A 23297-nucleotide genomic window follows, 5' to 3' on the forward strand; every position below is an offset into this window, starting at 1 on the left:
AAATCGGTCTTATTCATGACAGATTTGTTTGATGTAACCGTGGTGAGGCAACGCGTGCGCCGTGCAATAAATGGCCATGCACCGGAGTTGAGCTGATATGAATGCCAAGACAGAACATGGCAGAATCATGATTTGGGGCGTCGAAAGGCGTCCGTTGGTGTGCTCGACTTCGGAGGCAGGGGAGGCATGAACATGATGGACCGCCCCAAGTTTCGCCGGAAATTCCGCAAGGATTCTTCACTGGATGCCGAAGATCAGGCCGCGCCCGTCGAGCCGCTGGAAAGCCGCACGCAGCGCTTGGCCCGTCGCAAAGCCGAGGAAGAAGCGCAAGCCCGGCGAGATGCCGATGCAGCGCGCGCCAGGGCTGAGGCTGCCCGGCAGGCTGAAGAGGAGCACGCGCGACGCAAGGCGGAAGAGGCCTGCCAGCGCGCCGAAGCTGAAGCCGCACAGCAAGCCGCAGAAGAACTGGCTCGGCGACGGGCTGTCGAAGAACGTAAGCGCGCCGAGGCCGCTCGCAAGGCCGAAGAGGACCGCAAACGTCAAGACGCCCTACGCCAAGAACAAGAGCGCCGGGCCGAGCAAGAAGCCGCCCGCATTGCCGCAGAACAAGAAGCGGAACGCCAAGCGGCGGAAGAACTCGCGCGCAAGCAAGAGCAGCAGCGCAAGCGCCGCGTCGAAATGCAAGCACGCATAGCCCAGGAAGACGCCGCGCGCAGGGCCGAGAATAAGCGGCGTGTTGAAGAAGCGGCCTGCAAGGCGCGGGAAGAGGCTGAGCGGCTTGAAGCACAGGCTTTGAAAGCCGCCCAAGACGAGGCGCAGGCGCTGCGGGAAGCCGAGGAAAAGGCGCGTCTGGAAGCCGAAGAGCGTGCAAAACAAAGGGCTGAGGCCAAGAAACGTGCCGAGGCGGAAGCCGCCCGATTGGCCGAACTTGAAGCGAAACGCCGGGAGGAAGAGGCGAGGCGCGAAGAACAGCGACTTAAGGCGCAAGCGCAGCTCCGCGAGAAAGAACGGATTGAAGCCGAACGAGCGGAGCGCGCAAAACTCGCGGCCGCCGAAAAAGAGGCGCGCGCGAAGGCCACTGTGCCCCTGGAACTGTCCAATCCAATTGCCCCGGCAAGGCCAAAGCGGCCCGAAGGGGAACCGGCGACAGCTGCGCGCACTCCGATTGAAACCATTTCGTCCGGCGGCTTGACCGCTTGGGACAGAATGAGGGAATTCGAGGTGGATGAAGGCCACCTTGCCGAAAACCGGATCATCACGGCCACCCGCGAAGACCCGGCCTATACCGCCTTTGACGTTCTCAGAACCCGGCTTTTGCAGGCGCTGAACGAAAATGGTTGGAAACGCGTCGCGATCACCTCGCCTACCAAGGATTGCGGCAAGACCTTTACTGCAGCGAACCTCGCGATCAGCCTGTCGCGGCAGGAAAACTGCCGCACGCTATTGTTGGATTGCGACATGCGACGCCCGACTTTGCAGAAGGTCATGGGCATGGCACACCCTGGGTCAATGGGCGACATGCTGCGCGGCAAAGTCGATCCACAGGACCACCTTTTGCGGCTGGGCAAGAACCGGATCAACGCCGGGCGTAACATCGCCTTCGGCTTTAACGAGGTGATTGAGCCCTATGCCTCGGAGCTGCTGCAAGACCCACGCACCGCAGAAACGCTGGCCAAGATCGAACAAAGCGTGGCGCCGGACGTCATGTTGTTCGATCTGCCGCCAGCGCTGTACTATGATGATGTGATCGCCTTCCGCCCACAGTTCGATGGGGTGCTTCTGGTTATCGGCGGCGGGATCACCACCGAAAAGGAAATCAAGGAAGTCGAGCGTCGCCTTGGCGAAGAAACACCGCTTTTGGGCATGGTGCTCAACAAAGCCGAAAACACCGAGATCGACAAATATCATTACTGAAGTCAACTGCGTTTAGAACCAGAAAGCCCCCGCGCGATCACTCGCTCCGGGGGCTTTCCTTTTTGCGTTCCGGCATCTTTTCCACCGTCCGGTCACCTGCGTGACCTGAACCCCGCCGAAACGCGCGCGCTGTAGCGGCGCGATCAGGACCGTGCCAGTCGGGGCAGAAAGCGCCCCAGCAGTTCGGACCATGGAATACTGTTTCCGATCAAGCGGAAGGCGGCGTAGAGCATCGCTGCCAAACCAGCGAACCAGCCAAAGATGCTCAGGCCACGGCGGGTACGGTCGCGGCGGCTTTGCACCTCGGGGATGGCGACGACGGGCTGGATGCCGAGGATACGCTCCATCTGCGCGGCCGATCGGATCGCCGGATTGAAAAGTTCGGCACCAAAGGCCACGGCGATGCCTGCGATCAGGCTGGCCACTGCGCCCATAATGGCGGTCTTTTTGCGGCTGCGCGACACCGGGTATTCCGGAACCAAGGCGGTTTCGAGAACTTCAAAACGGTCCATCTGCTGACGATCTTCCAGCGCCTGCCCCATCTCGGCCTCGGCCTGACGGCGGGTGATGACGCTGTATTGTTCCTGAAGCTGCGTCAGCTGGCGTTCCATCGCGCTCAGTTCACGCTCAACCTCCGGAGCGCCGGAAATCTGCTGCTGAAGTTGGGCAACACGCTCGGCGATCAACAATTTTTGCTCGTTCAGCAGTTGGATATTGGCGGCCTTCACGTCTTCGCGTTGACGATCCGAAGCGGTTTCCTGTGTCAGGATCTTTTGATCCAGATCCAGATCGGTGTCGCGCAGGCTGGCAAGCTGGTCGCGCAGGTCGGCGACACCGGCGGGAAGTTGATCGCTGTGCGCAGACTTGAACACGGCGATCTGTTCTTCGAGGGCGTCGATTTCGCTGCCGACACGCGTCTCTTCCGTTGTGAAGAATTCCAGAGTGTCGCGGGCCCGACCAACCGAACGGTCGCGGGATTGGTCGATCACCGAATACATCAGTTCGTTTGCCAGATCGGCGGCTTTTTCCGGGTCATCCAGACGCACGGTGATGCGCAACCCAGAAGGCGTATTGCCACCGGGCGCAAAGGCTTGGGAGGCGTCGATGATCTGTTCGATGGACGCAGCCTGACGCATGTTGAAAATGCGTTCATTGATCGTGATCGTCGGATCATCCGCGAACAGATTGTGCTTTTCCATGATGCGGACAAGGTTATCGCGCGCCATCAGGCGCTGTTCGATCAGTCGCACACGATGGGCCGCATCTTCGGCGGCGGCTGAAGCTCCGGCAAGCTGATCCGGCAGGCGCGCGTCTTCGATCTGGACGACGGCTGTTGCCTCGTAGGTTTTCATCTGGCTGAGGGCGAAATTTAGCGACAGCACGCAGCCGACAAAGGTGATCAGGGCGATCAGCCAAGCGCGCCGCTTGAGTGCCGATATAACCTCATCGAAGGTCTGAAACTGGTTCATTTCGCTGCTCCCGCAAAGTGGCCCCCAATGCGTTCGAAAGAGACTGCCCCAGCTTTGTCCGCCTTGCGCCGGATTTCTGACCGGGACGCGCCATCTTAGTGTCACAATTTAGCCGGATTGCCATATTTCCGCCATGATTTTCGGTGGCAATTCGGGAAACAATGCGTATCCAGATCCGGGATCACGAACACATTTTCGCCATATTCCCGACGGTTTACAGCCGATCTATAGGGTTTTTTGCGATTTTGGGGAAATTCAGGCCGGAATCGCCGAGATCGACAAGGTCAGCCCGTGATCGCAGCGCTGCACGAACGGCAAAGGGCGGGATTTGATCTGCGGGGGAATCGGGTCTGTTTCGGCAATTGTGGCAAACCTTGCCACATTCTTTGGGTAGCTGACACACAGCCCCTGAAAGCCAAAGATTACGCCGGTCTGCATAAACTGCGCTTTGTAGACGGCCTCTTTGACCGAAAACAGCCGCCGGGCATGTCGCGGCAAGTTTTTTGGGTCGACGCCGGTCCGTTCCTCCGGGCGGCAGATTTCCGCGATCAGATCAGCCTCAAGAGGCAGATCGGGGGCAATGTCGATCCCTACGGACTGCCACAGGTCGCTGTACCCAACCAAGGCGATGCAAAGCCCGCAATCGTGCGAGATACTGCCGACCACCCCATCGGGGAAAACCGGGGCGCGCGTTGGGGCGACGGGAATCGGCACCGGGTCAAGCGACATTTCGGCCAAAGCCGCGCGGGCAGCTTTGCGGCCTCCGGTAAAGTCCGCCTGCCGCTTGGGGATCGCGCGGGCAATGGCCTGCGCTTCGTCCGGGAAAAGAGCCGCTGGATCGACTTCAGCCTGCCCCGCCGACCAGAAAAGCCCGGGCGGAAGCGCCACCTGGGCCATCAATTCGCACAGGGCGCCCAAAGTCATGCGCTGCGGCGGGCCCGCATGGCACGTCGGCGGGCCATGGCATCGGACCGGGCTGCGGCGCGATCATTTTCGGCGGGTTCCAATTGCGGCGCTGGGGCCGTCTGAGACTGCACTTTGGTCGCACCGCGGGAAACGGGTTCAACCATCTCGCCGACGCGCGCGGCCAGATCGGCCAGAACCGGGAAGCGAAAGATATCGGTGATCGACAGCTTGGCCGCGCCCAGGTCTTCGCGGATCGCCCGGTGAGCTTGTACCGCCAACAGGGAGTGCCCGCCAAGGTCAAAGAAGTTATCCCGGCCGGAAACCCCCGGAACACCAAGGTAACGAGTCCATATCTGCGCAATAGCGCCTTCGACGTCAGCTGTTTTCGCGTTGGGTTTAGGTGCAGAAATCGGGTCCATAGAGGGCGTTCGCGCGTCAAGGTAGGGCTGCGCTCTCGGAGCGGGCAGTACCTTGCGATCAACCTTTTTGTTCGGTGTCAGCGGAAATTCCTCAAGGCGCATGAAGCGTCCGGGGACCATGAAACCCGGCAATTCAGTCCCCAGAGTGGCCTTCAGCGTGGCTTCGTTCTGCATCGCACCGGTGTAATAGCCGACCAGACGCAGATCGCCGGGGGTATCCTCGCGCGCCATGACAACCGCTTGGGTCACACCGTCTTGCGCCTCTAGCACGGCTTCGATCTCTCCCAACTCGATCCGGTGACCACGTAGTTTCACCTGATTGTCAACGCGCCCGACAAAGTCGATGGCGCCATCGGCGCGGCGCCGCACCAGATCTCCGGTGCGATACATGCGGCCCGGGTGGAAGGGGTTATCGACAAAGCGTTCGGCCGTCAGTTCGGCGCGCCCCCAATATCCGCGGGTCACGCCCTGACCGCCGATCCAAAGCTCTCCTTCCTCCCCGATACCAAGCGGCTGTCGATCGTCGCCCAGCACATACAACTGCTGGTTCGCCAAGGGCATCCCGATGTTGACGACCGAGGCGTCGCCCGTCGCCTTCTGGGTAGAGGACCAGATCGTCGTTTCGGTTGGCCCGTACATGTTGGTAATCTGGGCATCTGTGATCTGACCAAATTCAGCAACCAAAGCGCCGGGCAGGGGTTCACCGCCCAGATAAAGATGTTTAACTCCCTTCAAAGCCTGACGCGCTTCGTCGTTCATCGCAAACATCCGCGCCATGGAGGGTGTGCATTGCAGATGCGTCACGCCATGACGCAGCAGTTGCGCCGCGATGGAAAAATCGTTCGCTTCGGGTTCGGGCGCGGATTTGGTGGCCTTGACCACCTCAGCCAGCGGTTTCAACCCCTCCAGCACCACTTCACGGTCGATGCCGTAGTCGATCAGGCAGGCGATTTCATCGACACCGATTTGTTTGACTTCTTCGGCGCGGGCCATTGCGTCCTCAATGGTGCCGAACAGGCCACTCTCGTTAAAGTACCGCTCAAAGGCGAAATCGAGGATCGCATCCAGTTCCTCGGGTTCCAGCCCGTCCAGTTGCAGATCAAAGGCGTTGCTCACGCCTTCCGGACGCTTGAAGGCCGGGAAGGCCCAGGCGTATTGCTTGATCAGGCCAGCGGCGGAATTGAGGTAATCTTTCATTGGTTGGCGGGCGATTTCGCGGGCGTGATCGCGGCTGTCCGAAAGGAAGGTATGCAGCATCAGCGTGACGGTGAAATCCTTGGGGTCATGACCCGCCTCGCGCAGCGCGGCATGGTAAAGCTTGATCTTGCCGCCCACCTCATCAACGGACTGGCCCAAAAGGTGGGTCAGCACGTTGCAGCCAAGCCGACCGGCCTCTTTCCAGGTCTCGGGATTGCCCGCGGTTGTCACCCAGATCGGCAGTTCCTTGGACACCGGGCGCGGCTGCGTCACCACCGCATGCGGCGTTTCATCTTTGCGCGGGAATTCCACGGCCTCGCCGCGCCACAGTCTGCGGATCTGGTCGATGTTCTGGGTCATCGCCGCCTTGTTGTTGGGCGGGGTATTTTCGGGACGCAGAACAAAATCGTCTGGTTGCCAGCCGGAAGCGATGGCCAATCCGGCCCGCCCATTCGTGAGGTTGTCGATCACCGACCATTCCTCGGCGATCCGCGCCGGATGGTGCAGCGGCGCCACGACTGATCCTGATCGCACCCCGATATTTCGCGTCACGGCAGCCACCGCAGCACCGGTCACGCTTGGGTTTGGGTAGGGCCCACCAAAGGCGTGGAAATGCCGCTCAGGCGTCCAGACCGCGACAAAGCCATTGTCGTCGGCGAATTTCGCGCCCTCCAACAACAGTTTGTACTTGTCGCGGCCAACGCCATCGTCATTGCCCCAATAGTAGATCGAGAACTGCATCCCGGCGCCGCTGCCCCCCAAGGGCCCATTGGAAATCATGCCGCGATCCTCGTCCGAGGACAGCACCACCTTGAAGCCGCGCGCGGTGGTGTAGAACAGCTCAAGCACGGAAATGTCGAAGGACAGCGACGTGACCGCAAGCCAGGTGCCGCCGTTTTCATGCGCGACCGTATCATCCATCCCGGCATAGAAATTCATCACGTTGCGATGTTCGATCATCACGCCTTTGGGCTTGCCGGTGCTGCCGCTGGTATAGATCAGATAGGCCAGATCCTCGGGCCCGGAGGTGTCAGGCAGGTTGTCGTTGCTGGCGGTATCAAGGCGCGGTTCAGCGTCGATCAGCAAGAGCCGGGCATCATGTGACGGCAGGTCTGCCTCAAGCGCGGCTTGGGTCACGATCACTTGCGCATGGCTGTCTTCGACAAAATGCTGAAGGCGATCAGCCGGATAGCCGGGGTCCATCGGCAGATAGGCGCCACCCGCCTTGAGGATCGCAAGCGCGCCCGTCATCAGATCAACCGAACGGCGACAGCACAGGCCGACAACCTGCCCCGGCGCGACGCCCATCTCACGCAGCACATGCGCCGCGCGGTTGGCGCGGGCGTTGAGTTGAGCGTAGGTCAGGCTTAGTCCCTCAAACACAAGGGCCGTGGCCCCGGGCGTTTTGGCAACCTGCGCCTCAAAGGCGCGGTGCATGGTCAGGCCGTGGTCATAATCCTTGGCCGTGGCATTCCAGTGGTTCAAGACCAGATCACGTTCCACATCGGGCAGGCTTTGGTCAGGCTTATGGGCCAGAAGTTCCAGCCGCGCGGCGAGCAGTTCGGCGGTCTGACCGGCAATCTTGCCGCTGTCGTAAGACAGGCACGGCGTGTCGCTCAGTTCGACCGTAAGGACAGTTCCGGGAATGTGTCCGCCGCTGGCGGCGATACCGATCTGAGGCACCTGCGGCCAGGACAACTCGGGCGCGCGGGCCACGATATCGGTGGTGAAGGTCTTGCCCCTTGCGGCATTGGCAAAGTCGCTGGGCACACCGCCGGTCACCCGCAACGGCGCCCAAGGCGAGGTCATGCCCGTCCCGGCCAAGGCGGCGATTTCCGCGTCGGCATAGGCCAGATCAAAGGTGCTTTGCCCGCCCAGACGTGCGGCCCATTTGGCGACCAAGGCCGCCCCTGTCTCGCCGGTTGGCAGGGTCAATACGCGGGTTTCAACGGTGTCTTCCCCTTCGCACGCGCCGGGGACGGTCACGGGCTTCTGATCGCCCAGCGCGACCCGCCAAAAACCGTCATACGCGGCGATCTGCGCCACGGCGGCATCGATCTCGGCAAGCTCATCGGCAGTTGGCAGGGGAAGGAAGTCGCCAACCGCCGCAACCTCGAACAGGTTCACCGGCATGCCGCAAATGCGGGTAACCCCGTCAAGCATCAACGCATGGTCGGCGCAGGCGATGGTCATGTGATCCGCTGTCAGTTCCAACACGGTGCCCGGCGTCCCATGACCTTCGACGATCTTGGCGTGACGGACCAGCCAAAGCGCCCCCTTGGCGCGGAATTTTGCGGCGGACAGCGGGTTCCAATAGGGGCCATGATCCAACGCGCGGATCAGACGCTCCAGACCGGCAGCCGGGCATTTGAAATCCAGCAGACCGTGGCCTGTGGGCCGGTCGCCCAAGGCGTGATAGCTGCGCTCAGACAGATCTTGGCGCTTGCGCTGCAAGGCGCCGCTTTCAAGCTGGTCCAAAAGAGCGGGAAAGCTTTCTATCGCCGCCTCATATGCCTTGGTGTTCAGTGTCAGCGCGGTGTCATTGGCCGAGATGTCAAAGCTGCGCGTGACCAGAACATCCCCTTCGTCCACGCCACCCTCGATCATATGCCAGGTAATGCCATGCGTGGTTTCGCCTTCGATCATCGCCCAGATCGGCGCATTCAGACCCGCGTGCCGGGGCAGCGGGCCATCATGGAAATTGATCGCGCCCTTGGCAGGCATCGACAGCACGTCGGACGGAATGATTTTGAGGTTGGCAATGGACAAGAGCCATTCAAAACTTTGCCCCTGAAGCGCCCCAGCCAGATCGCGGGCGTCCGTAACCACGGCTATGCCCTTGCCCTTGGCCCAGTCCGCGATTTCTGACGCATCCGTTACAACCGCACGGATCACATTTCCATGTGCCAACAGCCGCTCGCTACATTGAACAAGCAGGGATTCATTGCCGATCACCACACAGGAAAACTGAACCAAGATCTTTACTCCACTTTTGCTTCAATCGCGGCCACGGTCATGGCGCTCCGGGCCGCGCGCTGCTTTCCCGGCAAGGGCCGGAGCAGCGCTTTGAGATCATGTAACAACAGATCACGCAAAAAGTGCGGCGGATCTGCGGGGGCTTTGCGTTGGATAACGCGCCGGATACGCCACAAGGTGCCACCAAGGATATGCATCACGGTCGCCCAAACCGCATAGATGCGCCCATGGTTCTTGCAGAAATAGAGCCAGCGGCTGTCGAGCCAAAAACCGGGAATGCGCGTCCAGACCTTCATGCCCGTCGAAACCGAGCCGATGTGAGCGACTTCGCTTGCGCGGACAAAATGCGTCTCAAATCCGGCGCGGGCGGCGCGCAGGCACAGGTCAGTCTCTTCGAAGTACAGAAAAAAGGTTTCATCAAACAGGCCGATCTGATCCAGCACCGATTGCCGCATCATCATCGAGGCCCCGGCCAGCCAATCCACGCGGCAGGCCGCTTGCGGCACGGGCAAAGGCACCGCCTTGCTGCGCAACAGCCGCGAGACTGGACCAGAGCGCGCCGCCCCTTCAAGTTCGGACAAGGCCGAGGGGAAGCGGAAGGCGGTCATATGCGCCGCGCCGTCTTCGCCGTGCAGATAGCTTCCGGCAAAACCAGCCTTTGGATTGGCCTCCAGATGTTCCACAAGGCACCGGATCGCGTCCGTTGCGGGAAAAGCATCGGAATTCAGGATATAAACGTAGTCGGGTTTCCCACAATCGGACAGGCCTGACCGAATCCCCACGTTGTTGCCCGCGCCAAAGCCGCCGTTGCAGCCCGACTGGATCACCCGGATCAGCGACGCCTCCGGCCAAGTTGCGACCTTCTGCGTGATCGTCTCGTACGAGCCATCTCCCGAGTCGTTGTCGACGATGACCAATTCGGCCTCAAGCCCATCCATCGCGCGCAAAGCCGCGCGGGCCGAACGCAGAGTCATGTCCGCTGTGCGGTAGTTGAGCAAGACGACCAGAAGCTTGGGCATATGCTACTCCGCGGCCTGCGTTGGGAACGACAGCACCTCGCCGTGGCCCGCTGACATGGCCTCGGCGCTCTCGATCGACTCGCGCATCAGCCCGGCCAGAACCCGCACGTTGGGTTCAAGCACCATGCTGTCGTGATCACCGGGGACTTCATGCACCTCGACGTGCGGCACAGCGCTGCCCCAATCGTTGTCCGGCAGCACATAGCTCCGTTCGGAGTTCACCAACTGGCCATTTGAGACCGTCCATTTGCCTTGTAGCGGCGGGCGATACAGAACGACACGACCATCCCACGGCTTGACAGTGTAAGTGGCAATGGCCCGATAAAAAGCAGCCTCGATTTCGGCATTGTGAAAGGCATGCTCCGCGCCGGTTCCATCCCTTTCGCGGCGCTTGACGATTTCCCAAGCGATGCGGTTTCTGGCCCAGATCAAGGGATACAGCAGACCCTTTTCACGCGCCTGATGCCATTGGATGATCATCCGGTCGTGGCGCGACAACGGGCGGCGCTGCGGCAAGGGCGTATCCAGCATGACGACCAGAGACACCTCTTCGCCCATGGCCTCAAGCTGATGGGCAATCTCGTAGGCGGTAATCCCGCCGCCGGAAAAGCCACCCAGCATATAGGGACCTTCGGGCTGCACCTGGCGCATCTCGGCGATGTAATCGCGGGCGGCGTCCTGAATACTGTCATGCGGCGCTTCACCGCCGTAAAGCCCCTTGGCCTGAAGGCCATAAAATGGGCGGTCCGCGCCCAGAAGATGGGCCAGATGACGCAGGTTCAGCACGTTGCCAAACATACCTGCCACCAAAAAGAACGGTTGGCGCGGGCCGCCGTCGCCTTCGTGCATGGCGACAAGATGCTTGAACCTGCGTTCAGGGGCGGATTGCGGCGCGGGCTCAGCGCCGCTTTCGACATGGCCGGTCTGTTCGGCAATCAAAGCGGCGCATTTGCGGATGGTCGGAGCCTCGAACAGCACCGAAATCGGGAATTCCACCCGGAACGCCTTTTTCACCATCGAGAACAGCCGCACCGCGATCAAGCTATGCCCGCCAAGGTCAAAGAAGCTGTCTTCGGCCCCCACGTTCTGCACGCCAAGCAGGTCCTCCCAGAACCCTGCAAGGGTTTGTTCGATCTCGCCTTCCGGGGCGACATAATCGCCCTCAAGCTGTGGCCGCTCGAACTTTTGGCCGCTTGACGCCTCGGCCGTGCTGACGGCGGTTTGCCGGGTCAGCGCATCAAGATCCATGGACGAGATGACAATCTGCGGCTCGCCCAGGGCCAGGGCCGCATAAAAGGCCTGAACACCTTCGGCGGGCAAAATGCCCTGTGACAAATTGTGGGCCAGTCGCTCCTCGGCGGGCGACAGGGGTTGCGCAGCGTCAGCCTCGTCAAACTCGACCTCGGCGGCAGTCAGGCGCGGCGCGGCCTTGAGAATGTCGAGACTGGCCAGCTTGCGGATGGTAAAGCCTGCGATTTCGACCAACACAGCCCCGACTTCGTCACAGATCGTGATGTCAAAACTTGCGGTTTCGCTGCTGGCCTTGTTGTCGGCGGCATTACGGACCCAAGATACGATCTTATCCGTCAGCGGCGCATGGACGCGTACGCGGCCATAACGTACAGGCGCCCAAAGGTGCGTTGGCTGCCAGCCGTCGATCAGGTCCATGGCCCAGCCAGTGGCGATATCCATCAAGGCGGGATGCAGCAGGCAATTATCACCCTGCGCGGCAGGCGGCAGGGACAGCTGAGCAATCCCTTCGTTGTCCCCAAGGGCGCGGGTATCCAGCACCTTCCAGCGAGGGCCAAAAGACAGCATGACCTCTTGCGCGGCGGGCAGTTTTTGACCCGGCCCGGCTGTTACTGGCGCGGCGCAGCGCGCACGCATCGCCGCAAGATCAATCGGAGCGGGCCGTTTCATCGGCAAAAGGATCAGCGTGCCCTGAGCCGTCAATGCATGCCCGTGGCGGCCGTTCAGCGTGGCATCGGCCAAAACGTCAAAGCCATACCCTCGATCATTGCGCGACAACCGCACCCGCACATCACGAGAGGCGCCATCGGCCACGCGCAAGGGCCGCAGGAAATCCAGATCTCGAATTTCAAAAGCGCCGGTTTCGTGATGGGCGCGCAGGGCATTCATCGCAAGTGACAGGTATCCCGTACCGGGCAGCAACGCATCGCCCGCCTTGGTGCGGTGTTCGCCGATGAACCAATCGTCGCTGGAATAGGTCGCATGAAAGACCCGGTTTCCGTGGTTGTCAAAAGTCGCCTCGTCCAGCATGGGCTGATTGACCGGCGTCACCGGCGGCTTTGGCAAATCCCCGTTTCGGGCGGCAACAGCCTCGGCGGCCATGCCGACCTCGTTCCAGATGCCCCAGTTGATGGCGACCACTTTGGTCTGCCCGCCGGCCCGCGAACGGGCAAAGGCGTTCAGAAATTCGTTGGCCGCAACGTAATCCACCTGCCCCGCAGGCGCCGTCACGGTCGAAGTTGAGCTGAACAGCGCCATCCATTTGACCGCACCGTCCGGGAAAAGCCTGCCAAGAACCTCGGTGCCGTGAATTTTCGGGGTAAAGACATCCTCGACGCTGACGGGGCTTTTGGTCAGCAGCGGCGCATCGTCGATCACACCGGCGCCGTGAATCACCCCGGTGATCGGGCCAAAGCGCGCTTCTGCCTCGTCGCGGACCCGGGTCATCTGGGTCAGGTTGCAGACGTCGGCAGCGGCGACCATGACTTGCGTGCCAGCCTCTTCCAATGCCTGAACTGCGCGGATGCGGCGGGCGGTGGCGTCCTGCGGCGCGTGACGGTTCAGGTAATCCGACCAGCTGCCGCGATCTGGCAAAGCCTTGCGCGCAACCAGCACGAGGTTGGCACCTCGCGCGGCAAAGTCCTGCGCCAGAGTCAGACCGATCCCACCAAAACCACCCGTCAATAGATAAGTGCCGCCAGCCATCGGCTGCGGCGTTTCCATCGGCAGGGCAAGCGGCTTGATCGCACATTCAAAACGCCGATCCCCGCGCAGGGCGGCGATGGTGTCGGCAGGTTCGGAAAGCATCTCTTCGAGTATGCGCAGCGACAGGGCATTCATCGCCTCTTGTCGCGCCGCATGGGCCTTGGCTTGGCTCCAAAAGCTGGCCTCGACCGGCGCCGGAAGTTGCACATCGAGGGTAGAGACAGAAACGCCGGGTAATTCGCGCGGGATCACGCGAGCCGGACCCGCGATGGTGGACTTACCGGGATAGGGCAGCGCCTCGTCCCGCAGTTTCGCCGCGCCGTTGGTAACGACCGTGATATGCAGCGGGCGCGTCAGGTTTTCCTCGGCTACGGCCTGCGCAAGGAACATCAGCGAATAAAAACCATGCTCTTGCAGGCGGTGGAAAAAGCTGGAGCCGGGGCGATGGCTTTCGTCCTTGGTGACCAGCCAGAAATGCGCGATGCGGGTGGGGATCACCCCTTGCAACGCGAGATCCTGCAGCAACAGATCATAGCCTTCGCGGCCACGTTCCGGCGCCAACAGGTAAGAGGTTGCCGACAGTCGCGAAAAGGTGTCGCCAGGGCGCACTTCGATCACGCCATGGCCCGCCTTGCGCAGCGTGAGCACCGCATCATCGGCAAGGCCCGCGTCATCCATGAAGACCAGCCAGACCTGCGGTTCGGCGTCGGCCAGCCCTTCGGTCACGTCCACTTCGACCTGTGCGGCGCGGGGCCGCCAGACAGGTTTCCAGCCCCATTGCGTCACATCGTCGGAGCGCATCAGATAGTGCGGCGCGGTTTCGGTCTGTGCCTTGCCGGGCGCAATGAAATAAGGCGCGCGCTGAAAGGCGTAGGTTGGCAGCGGCACCCGGTTGCGGCGCGCTTCGCCCCAGATCTGGCCCCAATCGATGGTCGCCCCCAAGGCCCAAAACCGGCCCAGCACCTCAAACATGTGCTTGTCATCGGGAATGGAATCTTCGGGGTGGCGCAGGCTGCTGAGCACCTGATTGCCGCTGACGTCACCGTGCTGACGGGCCAGCGCCGACAGTGCCTTGCCCGGGCCGACCTCAAGGAAAATCCTGTTGCTTTGTGCAAGCGCGCCGATGCAATCGGCAAAATGCACGGTACCGCGCAGGTGCTGCACCCAATAGTCCGGGCTGGTCGCCTGCTCGGGCGTCATCAAGGCGCCGGTGCGGTTGGACGTCAGGGGAATTTGCGGCGGGTTTAGTGTGATCGAGGCCAGATAGGCCCGGAAATCCGCGAGGACGGGATCCAGCATGCGGCTATGCGCGGCGATGTCGATCCCGATGCGCTGGCAGTCGATATCTTGCGCCTTCAGGCGGGCCTCAAGCGCGTCAATCGCGGCCAAGGGACCAGAAGCGACCGACAGGTCTGGCGCGTTTTCTGCGCCCAGATCCAAGTCATCCCCCAGCATCGGGCGCAGTCTATCGGCTGAAAGCGCCACCGACAGCATTCCACCCGCAGGGACAGTGTCAAACAGCCGACCGCGCAGATGAACCAGCCCGATACAGTCCTCAAAACTGATCACTCCGGCAAGGCAGGCAGCAGTGTTTTCGCCCATCGAATGACCGACCAGAGCTTTGGGCGTGACCCCCCAGCTGATCCAAAGCTGCGCCAGCGCGTATTCGACAAGCATGATCAGCGGTAATTGCAGGCTGGGCCTTTGCAGCGCCTTGTCAGCCTCGGCCCGATCATTTTCAGGCAGCCAAAGCGCCCGCATGTCCACATCCGTGAGGGTCGCAAGGTGATCAAGCCCGCGATCCATCCATTCGGCAAAGACCGGCTCGGTCTCGTAAAGGTCACGAGCCATGCCAGCGTATTGCGCGCCGCCGCCCGGGAACATGAAAACCGTGTCGGGGCGATCCAGCGCGGTATGTTGGTGGACGCGGCGCTGGTTTCCGCTTTGAAGCAGGCGGGCGGCCTCATCTTGGTTATCGGCGACAATCGCCAGACGCTTTTCAAAGGCACGGCGACCTTCCTTGAGCGTCCATGCCACATCCGCCAATGGCTGTTCAGGATGGGCGCGCAGATGCGTTGCCAGACGGTCCGCGTTGTCCTCAAGCGCGGCTTTGGAGCGGCCGGACAGGGTCAAAATCTGGAAGGGGAAATCGCTGTCATCTGACGCCGCGCGCATCGGCGCCTCTTGCAGCACCGCATGGGCGTTTGTGCCGCCAACACCCAGCGAGTTTACTCCGGCGCGGCGCGGATGGGTTTGGCTTGACCAATCGGTCAGGCGGTCATTCACGCGAAAGGGCGAATGTTCAAAATCGATTGCGGGGTTCGGCGCCTCGAACCCAAGGCTGGGGGGCATCTGTTTATGGTGCAGCGCCAGCGATGCCTTGATCAGGCTGGCGACCCCTGCGGCAGTGTCCAGATGACCAATGTTGGTCTTGACGCTGCCGATGCGGCAATGGCCCACGGCATCACTGGTTTCCCGAAAGGCCTGAGTCATCGCGGCAACCTCGATCGGGTCGCCCAGATAGGTGCCGGTGCCGTGGCATTCGACGTAATCCACGGTGTCCGACGTCACATCGGCCATCGCCTGCGCCTCCGCTATGGCGGCGGCCTGCCCGTCCACCGAAGGGGCCAGATAGCCAGCCTTTTGCGCGCCGTCGTTGTTGACGGCAGTGCCCTTGATGATGGCCCAGATATGATCGCCATCCGCCACCGCATCAGCCATGCGCCGCAGCACCACAACGCCAGAGCCCGAGCCAAAAACCGTACCCTTTGCGCGGTGATCAAAGGCGTGGCATTCGCCGTCCGGGCTGAGGATCTCGTTTTCCTTGTAGAGGTAGCCGCGCCCCTGCGGCAACTCGATCGTCACGCCGCCCGCAATCGCCATATCGCATTCCCCATTCAGCAGCGCCTGCGCGGCGTAGTGGGTGGCGACGAGCGAGGTAGAGCATGCGGTTTGCAGATTGATCGACGGACCGTGCAGATCCAACACATGGGACAGGCGCGTGGTCATGAAATCCTTGTCGTTGCCAGTGTGGCGCAACAGGAACATACCCGTGTTTTCAACCAGATCAGGGTTCGAGCAGACATTGAAATAGAAATAGCTGCCCATCCCGCAGCCTGCAAAAACACCCACCTGACCGGGGAAGTTTTCCGGCACATGTCCGGCGTTCTCAAGCGCCTCCCACGCGGTTTCAAGGAACTGGCGGTGCTGGGGGTCCATGATCGCCGCCTCCTTCGGGGAAAACCCGAAAAACTCGGCGTCGAACTGTTCAAACCCGTCCAGAGGGGCGGCGAAGGGCACATAATCGCGGTGGCGGATAAGACCGGGGTCTTCGCCCGCCTCGCGCAGGTCATCCTCGGACAGACGGCGGATCGAGGACACGCCATCACGCAGATTACGCCAAAAGGCGGCAATGTCCGGCGCACCCGGAAGATGCGCGGCCATACCGACAATGGCGATATCGTTTTCGCCAGTTTTCTGCTGAGCGTCACCCGCCATGATTCACTACCCCGCCACACACCTATGCTGTCATCCTGCATGAGGAATGCGTACAAAATTGGGCGACTTTTAGGTTTCAGCCCGCCAAAAGACCCGAAGAACAGGGCACTCAGCGGCTTGGCTCCATTCAATCGACAGGCAGGGAACATACCCCCAATGCAACCATAAAGGAACAGGGAGAGGTCAAAGGCTTTTCCCCGCCAATTCTGCAACCGCATCCCAATTCAGCCAAAGCGCAAAACCCGCCAGACCGGTGCCAAAGCCTGCAAAAATGGCGTCGTGCAATCCATCCCAAGCGCCCATCCGACGCGCCAGCCAGACCACCACGGGATAGGACAGCAGATAGGCCGCCCCCTGCCCCACAAGTGCGCCCAGCAAGCCCGCAGTTTCCAGCCCGATAATCAGGCAGAGGATCATCAGTGCGGCGCGGGCAGCCGCCAGCACGAAGAACCGCTTGGAATCGCCCGCCGCCAAGGCCGCCTGATCATAGGTCTGAACCACAAGCATCGGCATCTGCGCACAGGCCAGAACGACAACAACCGCCCCCGCCATGGCATAGCGCGGATCGTACATCAGATCGACCAGCCAGACCCCCAGCGCGGCAAAGAGGCCAACCATGCTGATCAACAATGCCGTCACCGCAAATCGCATTTTGCGCAGCTTGGCAAAGTTCGCGGCGCTTTCGGATGGCGGTGTTTCGCGGTAGATCGGGATCAGGATCTTTCGCGTGACCATCCCACCCAGAAGCATCGGGAAGGCAGCAAGGAAATAGCCGATATTGTAGACGCCAAAGCTATCAAGGCTCAGGTATTTGCCGATCAGGATCTTGTCGGCCTGACTGAACAAAAAGCCAGCGATGGTCGCAAGAAAGACCCATTTTCCGAAATTGATCAGCTCATCCGTCGCCGCTTTTTCCCAGCGAAAGCGGTTGCGTTCCCCGGGCAGGAATGCGCTGTTGATCGCCACCTCGGCGATGCCCCCGACAACGCCGGATATCACCAAGGCCCAGACCGACCCCGTCGCCCAGGCCAGCGCCACCGCAACAAGAACGCCGATCATCTGCACGACCATGTCGATCACCGTCACGCGCCCCAGCAACAGATGGCGATTGGCGGTGTCCATGCGCGTCGGCTTGAACCCCGCGATCAACAAGGTCAGCGCAGCAACGGGCAAAAGTTGGGTCAGGAAGGGTTCTTCGTAGATCCAGGCCATCGGCCAGGCCGCGGCGCAAGCCACCGCCCAAAGGCCAAAGCCGCGCATCACCTGGATGGTCCAGGCAGTGTTCAGGAACTCACGATCATCACCGCGCTTGGATTGCAGGATTGCCGGGGTCACACCAACGTCAGAAAATTGGCCGAGCCCCGTGAGAAAGACCATGACCAGCGCCATGAGGCCGAAAGCCTCGGGGAATAGCAGGCGTGTCAGGATCAGGTTCGAGGCAAGACGGATCACCTGGCTAAAGCCAAAGCCCCCCACCGTCAGCAAGGACGATCGCATGACCCGCGCGGACAGCGAACCGCCGCGCAATTTTCCGATCAGGGCGCTCATCTGCTGCGGCTCCAACCCGATGTCTGGCCTTTGGTCAGCTTCACCACAAGGGCGACGCCCGCGTAGACAGCAAAGCCAAAGGGATCGCCCAGCGCCATATCCATCTTGCGTGACCTTGGGAAAACCGGCTTGTCATCGTTTGCCAAACGCGCCGGATATTTCTGCGCAATCTCATCCACGCCCACGTCCTGTCGGCGGCGCACCCGGATCAGGTTCCGCAGACCTTCGGCGATGGGCCAGCGGTATGTCGCGGAAACGCCAATGCGTTCTTCGGGCGCAAAGCTGAGGCGGACAAAAGTATCGTCCGAAATGATATCGGGAAAGGTGCCCCAACGGTTCCGCCCTGCCGCGTTGACGGCAAAGACACCGCAGCCCGGAACGCACTCTGCCATAAAGGGCACTTGCCGCCAGATGCGGGCATAGGCGCGACTGACCGGGCTTTTCGCGGTAATCTCAACCTTGCCGCTGGCGTAGCGCGGCTCATCGGTGGACAGCGCCTCGGTCAGTTCGGACAGCAGGCCGGGGGATACGGTCACATCAGCATCCAGATAGACCCGGATCGCGCCAGAGGCCTTTGCATCACCGGCATTCAGCGCGCCCGGTTTGCCACCCTGCGCCAGTTCGGTCACGTTAAACCCCCAGTTTTGCGCCTTGAACCGGACGGCAAAACCCCGCGCCAGATTGGCCGTATTGTCACGACATCCATTGGCGACCACGATTACCTCGACCGTCTCGGACCGATCCCAGCGCGAGGCCAAAAGCGCTTGAAGGCAGTCGCCGATCAGCGCCGCCTCGTTGCTCGCGGGAAGTATAACCGACACAAGCCCCGCCCGTGCCTCGATGCCATTAACCATGTCCCGTACCTTTGGAGCCACACATGCAAAAAATACAAGCCCTTCTTTCTAGCTGATTGCCGGTTAACTATGGCCAAAGCATGGTTCGGGCTGGAATAGTCCAAGGCATCCGCTTTCGGGGGAAAGCCGGTTCAAGCTGCCCTACCACAGGACAACAACAAGGTGTCGCAAAAGCTGCGTATCGGTTATTTGGTGCCTCAATTTCCGGGGCAAACCCACATCTTCTTCTGGCGCGAAATTCTTGCGCTGGAGGCGATGGGGCACGAAGTGCATGTCTTGTCCACGCGCAAGCCGCCTTCGGGGCTGATCGCGCATGACTGGTCCGATGACGCGATTTTGCGGACCAATTACCTTGGCTCTTTCGATCCGGTTGCCTCGGCAGTGGGGCTGTCCCGCCTGACGGCCGCAGGGCTGCCCAAATGGATTGCGCAAGAAGGCCCACGGTTCGCCAAAGACGCCCTCGTTTCTGCAGGCGCGGCCCAACATCTGGTGAAATACGCCGAAAAACACGGGCTGGACCATGTGCACGCCCATTCCTGTGGGCGCGCCGCGCTGATCGCCGCCTTGGCGCAAAACCTTGGCGGGCCCCCCTATTCGATCACCTTGCACGGCCCATTGTCGGACTACGGCACAGGTCAGCGATTCAAATGGTCCGGCGCCAAGTTTGCGACCATCATCACGCACAAGCTGCTGCACGAAGTCGAAGAGACCTTGCAAGGCTCTCTGCCCGATCGTCTGGTCGTCCGGCCGATGGGCGTAGACACCCGGATGCTAAGCCGCGACACGCCCTATATGCCACCAGAAAAAGGGCGCCCTGTGCGGTTGTTTTCCTGCGGGCGTCTGAATGTCGTCAAAGGTCATCAGGATTTGATGAGCGCTGTCCGCCAACTGTTGGATCAGGGCGTGGACGTGCGCCTTGAAATTGCCGGCGAAGATGACGCCGGTGGCAGCGGCTATCGCAAGGAACTTGAGGCCCATCTGAAAAAGCTGCGGCTTCAGGATCACGTCAAGCTGCTGGGCGCCATCGATTCCGGAGCGGTCCGCGAAAAGCTGAAAGAGGCGCATATCTTCGTGCTTGCCTCGTGGCACGAACCCTTGGGCGTCGCCTATATGGAGGCGATGTCCATGGGCGTTCCCGTGATCGGCACCGACGCAGGCGGCGTGCCGGAACTGATCAAGGATGGCACCCACGGCTATCTCGTGCCGCCCAAGAACCCTGGCGCCCTTGCGCGCACCATCCGCGGGCTGGCGACCGACCCCGACGCGCTGATGCGCCTGTCCGAAACCGGCCGCGCCCATATCGAGGCGCATTTCCGCGCCTCGCTCGGGGCTGAAACGCTGATCGAAGAGATCCAGCGCTAAGACTTATCTCCCCTCTTCAGAGCCCTAAAACTCACTTTCCGGGATTGCGGTGATGGGGTCCGCTTCAAAGACCAACTCTTCGATCCCTGTCATTCGCAATGTGCCATCTGGCCCAGTGAGCAACAACTGACGCCCTTCGCGGGCAAAGCCATAGTCCTTGCGCGCACCGGGCAGCACGGCGCGGTCCTTGCCTGCCCCGCCATTCAGAACATCCGCGCCGCCAGAGGCAACCAGCGTATCATCGCCCGGTCCCGCAATCAGGATGTCTTCTTGGCTCGTTCCCTGAAGGCGCTGATTACCCTCTTCGGCGATACGGGTGATGCCATTGGCAAAGGCAGCAGGATCGCGCGGCGCCCAATCATTTGGACCCGAGGCATTGTAAGCCATCAACATATTCCAACGCGGGTTCTGGTCGTCCAGATGGCGCAAGGCGCCCCAGCTGCCCCATTTCGTGGCGGGGGCCACATCGACGAAAGCATTGAAAAGGGTGCCCCCGGCATTCGCCCACCCGGCCAGCAAGAGCTCGTACAGCTTCGCCATTTCGGGGGTATAGTTGTACTGAGTGAAAAACTCGGTCAGGCGGTCGTCGTTGACCTGATCGCCGTGGGCGGTGACATGGCTGCCGCCTTCATACATGACCAGACGCAGACCGGCCTTGCGGGCAACGGCGGCGTGATAGGGAAAGACCTCGTCGATCAACTCCCTTAGCGATCCCTCTTCAAGCGCCAGCGTCACAGGGGCAATCGCTGCCTCGAAACGGGCCTGCTTGGCGAATTCTCGCAGCGCGACGCGGCGCAGTCCTTGCGCTTCGCCTGCCTGGGTCGCGATCCTCTCGGAGGTGTCCAGCCAGTCGTTCATGCGCTGCGCCATCTCGGGCCCGCCCATTTCATAGCCGAAATAACCCGTTACCGCGTAGGCATCAAAGCTGTCCTGCGGTGGGCGGCCAAGCTGCAAAAACGCCAGTGGTGCCATCAGGATGCTTTCCTCAAGACCCGGCCAGCCGGTGTGCGTGGCGACCACGCGCACCAGACGCGCCTTGGCCTCATTGCCAAAGACGTCACTCCAGATGTCCATGACCTGCGCCGCGCGCAGACCGTAGTATTGCATCCAGCCGGTTTCCGACTTGCCCCAAAGCGCCTCGGCCTGCGCGGCGGCCCATCCGGCCTGCGGGAAGACAAAATTCCAGACCTCGTTGGAATATTCGACATGCGCCTTCAGCCGGGGATCCAGCGTTGCCTTTACCAGTTCGGCGAAATTCCGGACATAGTCGTCATCCGCCAGATGGGGCATGTTGAACCATGGGTCCGCGCCAATCCGGTTGGCCAGCCGCACCATGACTTCAACGGGTACGCCCCAGACGCTATAGCTGGCATCGGTCATCCTCGGGCGATCGTCCCATGTCGTCACGGTCGAGCCGTTGGTCATCATCCAATCCATGAAGCGGATCGCGCGAAGATCCTCGATCTTGGCGATCCAGTCGGGGTTGAAAAGCACGCCCGCCTCGTACAGCGGAAGGCTCTCTTTTTTTACGACATGGATGTTGCGGATCGGATCAGCCGCGTCGATCTGCGAGATCGCGATGCCAACCAGCCCTTCGCCGGGTTCGTAAAAAAAGCCGATTTCCCCATCGTCATAGCGCACGCGCTTGGCGCGCCCGGTCAGCTTGATATCCCCCTTGCCCTCATAAAGCACGACATAGTCGCCGCGCAGATGCTGGGCCTCTTCGGGTTGGTCGGTCAGCAGAACTGCCTCCAGCGCGTCGGCCCCGCTCGGCAGGCTGAGCGGCCAGCCATCAGGGCTGACGTGCCCCTCGGCACGCAGCACTTCAGAGGTGAAAGCGCCCCATTCGTCGCCGCGATGCCCCACCCAATCGCGCGAGGTTTTCATCAGGTCGATAAAGGGATGCTGCGTGGACCAATCGGCGATGCCATTCAATCCCATGCCAAGGGCCGGCAACCCGGCAGGCTTGACGTCAGAAGGTGGCAAGGTAACTGGCTGGCGCGCCGGAAGATCTGCGTCCGCAGCCGCTTGGGCCAAGGTCTGGGGTGCGGCGTCCTGCGCCACTTTCATGGCCTTGGTCTGCGGCATCATCTGCCAGATACGCTCCGCGATCTGCGGGTATTTGTCGAAAACATCCGGATGTACCGCGACAGGCGGGCGCCAGTCTTTGGGCGGAGGGGCATCATAGATCACCGCATAGGTCACCATGGCCGCGAGCAGATACAGCGTTTCGGTCCCATGCGGCGCCGAGTCCGTGTAAAAGGCTTCGGCGGGCAGGCCCTCCAACAGCCCATCTTTGGCCATCAGCGACGACAGGATCGAGGCGACGGGGATCAGCGAAACCGGGTGATCCGGCCGCGTCTGGGCAAGCTTATCCAGCAGATCCACGTACCATTGATGATTGTCGACCTGATTGTAGGCGTGATAGCGCGCCAAAGCCTCGGGCTCTGGCGGGTAGTCGCCTGTAACGCCGGCCATTTCGGCCCAGCCTTCGTATATGTACAGACGTGACTTCGGGCTTTGCGCGCCGACCCAATCGATCAGGCGCAACGCCGCGCCAAGCGGGCTTTCACCGGCTGGGTTATCACCTTCATAGGGCACATCCGGTTGTTGATATTGAATGAAGTTCGCCGGGGCGATCACCACGGCATCGAAGTTGCCCGCGGAAAACTCGGAACTGGGCGACCATGCCCCGGAAACCCCGGGAAATGACCAGTTGGCAGTTGGCGGCAGGCCGTCGGCATAGTTGCGCAGGAACCCCCACTGGCCATCCACCGCGAAGGTGCGCCCATCCGCCACTGCCATTTCGTTCAGCCAGTGTGGAACGTTGGTGTGATCGGACTTTTCACTCAGGTGGTTTATCAGTGAATTGCCAAAGACATAGACGCGCGCGGCGCCTTCTCCGCGCTGTGCGTCCTGCGCAAAACTCACATACGGAATCAAAGCCAGCGCTGCTGCACATAGCATCCTGCGGAACATTTCATTGCCCTGTTTATTGCCTCGCGCGCAATATGCAGCAAGCTGATGCGAGGTCATAGCCCCGGAACGAAAACAGGCTGAAATTTGCGGGTTTTCTTTTGGGATTTGCGACGTATAGTGGCGGCCATGATGATGAATGGCCATATCCCAGCACCTGCGCGTTTTCACGCGTCGCTTGCGCTTGGCCTATCGCTTCTCCTA

Annotated in this window: 10 protein-coding genes; 2 read left to right on the forward strand and 8 right to left on the reverse strand. The window is 61.2% G+C overall.

What is annotated here, in order from left to right:
- Window positions 1-192: 192 nt before the first annotated feature.
- Window positions 193-1914: a CpsD/CapB family tyrosine-protein kinase gene (locus tag ACOYQJ_RS07615; RefSeq protein WP_422905420.1), complete on the forward strand. Its 1722-nt coding sequence runs from the start codon at window positions 193-195 to the stop codon at window positions 1912-1914.
- Between the two features lie 143 nt (window positions 1915-2057).
- Here the strand turns inward: ACOYQJ_RS07615 and ACOYQJ_RS07620 are convergent, their stop codons facing one another.
- The 7 genes from ACOYQJ_RS07620 to ACOYQJ_RS07650 all read right to left on the reverse strand — a co-directional run bounded on the left by ACOYQJ_RS07620 (window position 2058) and on the right by ACOYQJ_RS07650 (window position 18755).
- The gene (locus ACOYQJ_RS07620) at window positions 2058-3383 is read right to left on the reverse strand and encodes a GumC family protein (RefSeq protein WP_422905421.1); all 1326 of its coding nucleotides are present in this window, start codon (window positions 3381-3383) and stop codon (window positions 2058-2060) included.
- Between the two features lie 255 nt (window positions 3384-3638).
- Window positions 3639-4307 carry a 4'-phosphopantetheinyl transferase family protein gene (locus tag ACOYQJ_RS07625; protein ID WP_422905422.1) on the reverse strand — a complete coding sequence of 223 codons (669 nt, stop codon included), beginning with the start codon at window positions 4305-4307 and terminating at the stop codon, window positions 3639-3641.
- Window positions 4304-8881 carry a MupA/Atu3671 family FMN-dependent luciferase-like monooxygenase gene (locus ACOYQJ_RS07630; RefSeq protein WP_422905423.1) on the reverse strand — a complete coding sequence of 1526 codons (4578 nt, stop codon included), beginning with the start codon at window positions 8879-8881 and terminating at the stop codon, window positions 4304-4306. Before ACOYQJ_RS07630 ends, ACOYQJ_RS07625 begins: the two co-directional genes overlap by 4 nt.
- Before the next feature lie 5 nt (window positions 8882-8886).
- On the reverse strand, window positions 8887-9900 hold the full coding sequence (locus ACOYQJ_RS07635) for a glycosyltransferase family 2 protein (RefSeq protein WP_422905424.1): 1014 nt from the start codon (window positions 9898-9900) through the stop codon (window positions 8887-8889).
- Between the two features lie 3 nt (window positions 9901-9903).
- Window positions 9904-16353 (reverse strand): type I polyketide synthase, encoded by a 6450-nt coding sequence (locus ACOYQJ_RS07640; RefSeq protein ID WP_422905425.1) that lies wholly within the window; start codon window positions 16351-16353, stop codon window positions 9904-9906.
- A gap of 183 nt (window positions 16354-16536) precedes the next feature.
- Window positions 16537-17901 (reverse strand): oligosaccharide flippase family protein, encoded by a 1365-nt coding sequence (locus tag ACOYQJ_RS07645; RefSeq protein WP_422905426.1) that lies wholly within the window; start codon window positions 17899-17901, stop codon window positions 16537-16539.
- Entirely contained in the window at window positions 17898-18755 is an 858-nt protein-coding gene (locus tag ACOYQJ_RS07650; protein WP_422905427.1) for a glycosyltransferase family 2 protein, read from the reverse strand. Before ACOYQJ_RS07650 ends, ACOYQJ_RS07645 begins: the two co-directional genes overlap by 4 nt.
- 162 nt (window positions 18756-18917) lie before the next feature.
- Here ACOYQJ_RS07650 and epsE point away from each other — a divergent pair, with 162 nt between their 5' ends.
- Entirely contained in the window at window positions 18918-20117 is a 1200-nt protein-coding gene (epsE, locus tag ACOYQJ_RS07655) for an exopolysaccharide biosynthesis GT4 family glycosyltransferase EpsE (protein WP_422905428.1), read from the forward strand.
- Window positions 20118-20141: 24 nt separating this feature from the next.
- Here epsE and ACOYQJ_RS07660 read toward each other — a convergent pair whose 3' ends face one another.
- The gene (locus tag ACOYQJ_RS07660) at window positions 20142-23096 is read right to left on the reverse strand and encodes a calcium-binding protein (RefSeq protein ID WP_422905429.1); all 2955 of its coding nucleotides are present in this window, start codon (window positions 23094-23096) and stop codon (window positions 20142-20144) included.
- Window positions 23097-23297: the final 201 nt, after the last annotated feature.

This window comes from Pacificoceanicola algae, assembly GCF_049341065.1.
Taxonomy (GTDB): domain Bacteria; phylum Pseudomonadota; class Alphaproteobacteria; order Rhodobacterales; family Rhodobacteraceae; genus Pacificoceanicola.

Bases quoted from the DNA above. Each gene is read 5' to 3' on its own strand.
- ACOYQJ_RS07615 (WP_422905420.1), top strand. From the start codon at position 193: ATGATGGACCGCCCCAAGTTTCGCCGGAAATTCCGCAAGGATTCTTCA.
- ACOYQJ_RS07620 (WP_422905421.1), bottom strand. From the start codon at position 3,383: ATGAACCAGTTTCAGACCTTCGATGAGGTTATATCGGCACTCAAGCGG.
- ACOYQJ_RS07625 (WP_422905422.1), bottom strand. From the start codon at position 4,307: ATGACTTTGGGCGCCCTGTGCGAATTGATGGCCCAGGTGGCGCTTCCG.
- ACOYQJ_RS07635 (WP_422905424.1), bottom strand. From the start codon at position 9,900: ATGCCCAAGCTTCTGGTCGTCTTGCTCAACTACCGCACAGCGGACATG.
- ACOYQJ_RS07640 (WP_422905425.1), bottom strand. From the start codon at position 16,353: ATGGCGGGTGACGCTCAGCAGAAAACTGGCGAAAACGATATCGCCATT.
- ACOYQJ_RS07645 (WP_422905426.1), bottom strand. From the start codon at position 17,901: ATGAGCGCCCTGATCGGAAAATTGCGCGGCGGTTCGCTGTCCGCGCGG.
- ACOYQJ_RS07650 (WP_422905427.1), bottom strand. From the start codon at position 18,755: ATGGTTAATGGCATCGAGGCACGGGCGGGGCTTGTGTCGGTTATACTT.
- ACOYQJ_RS07660 (WP_422905429.1), bottom strand. From the start codon at position 23,096: ATGTTCCGCAGGATGCTATGTGCAGCAGCGCTGGCTTTGATTCCGTAT.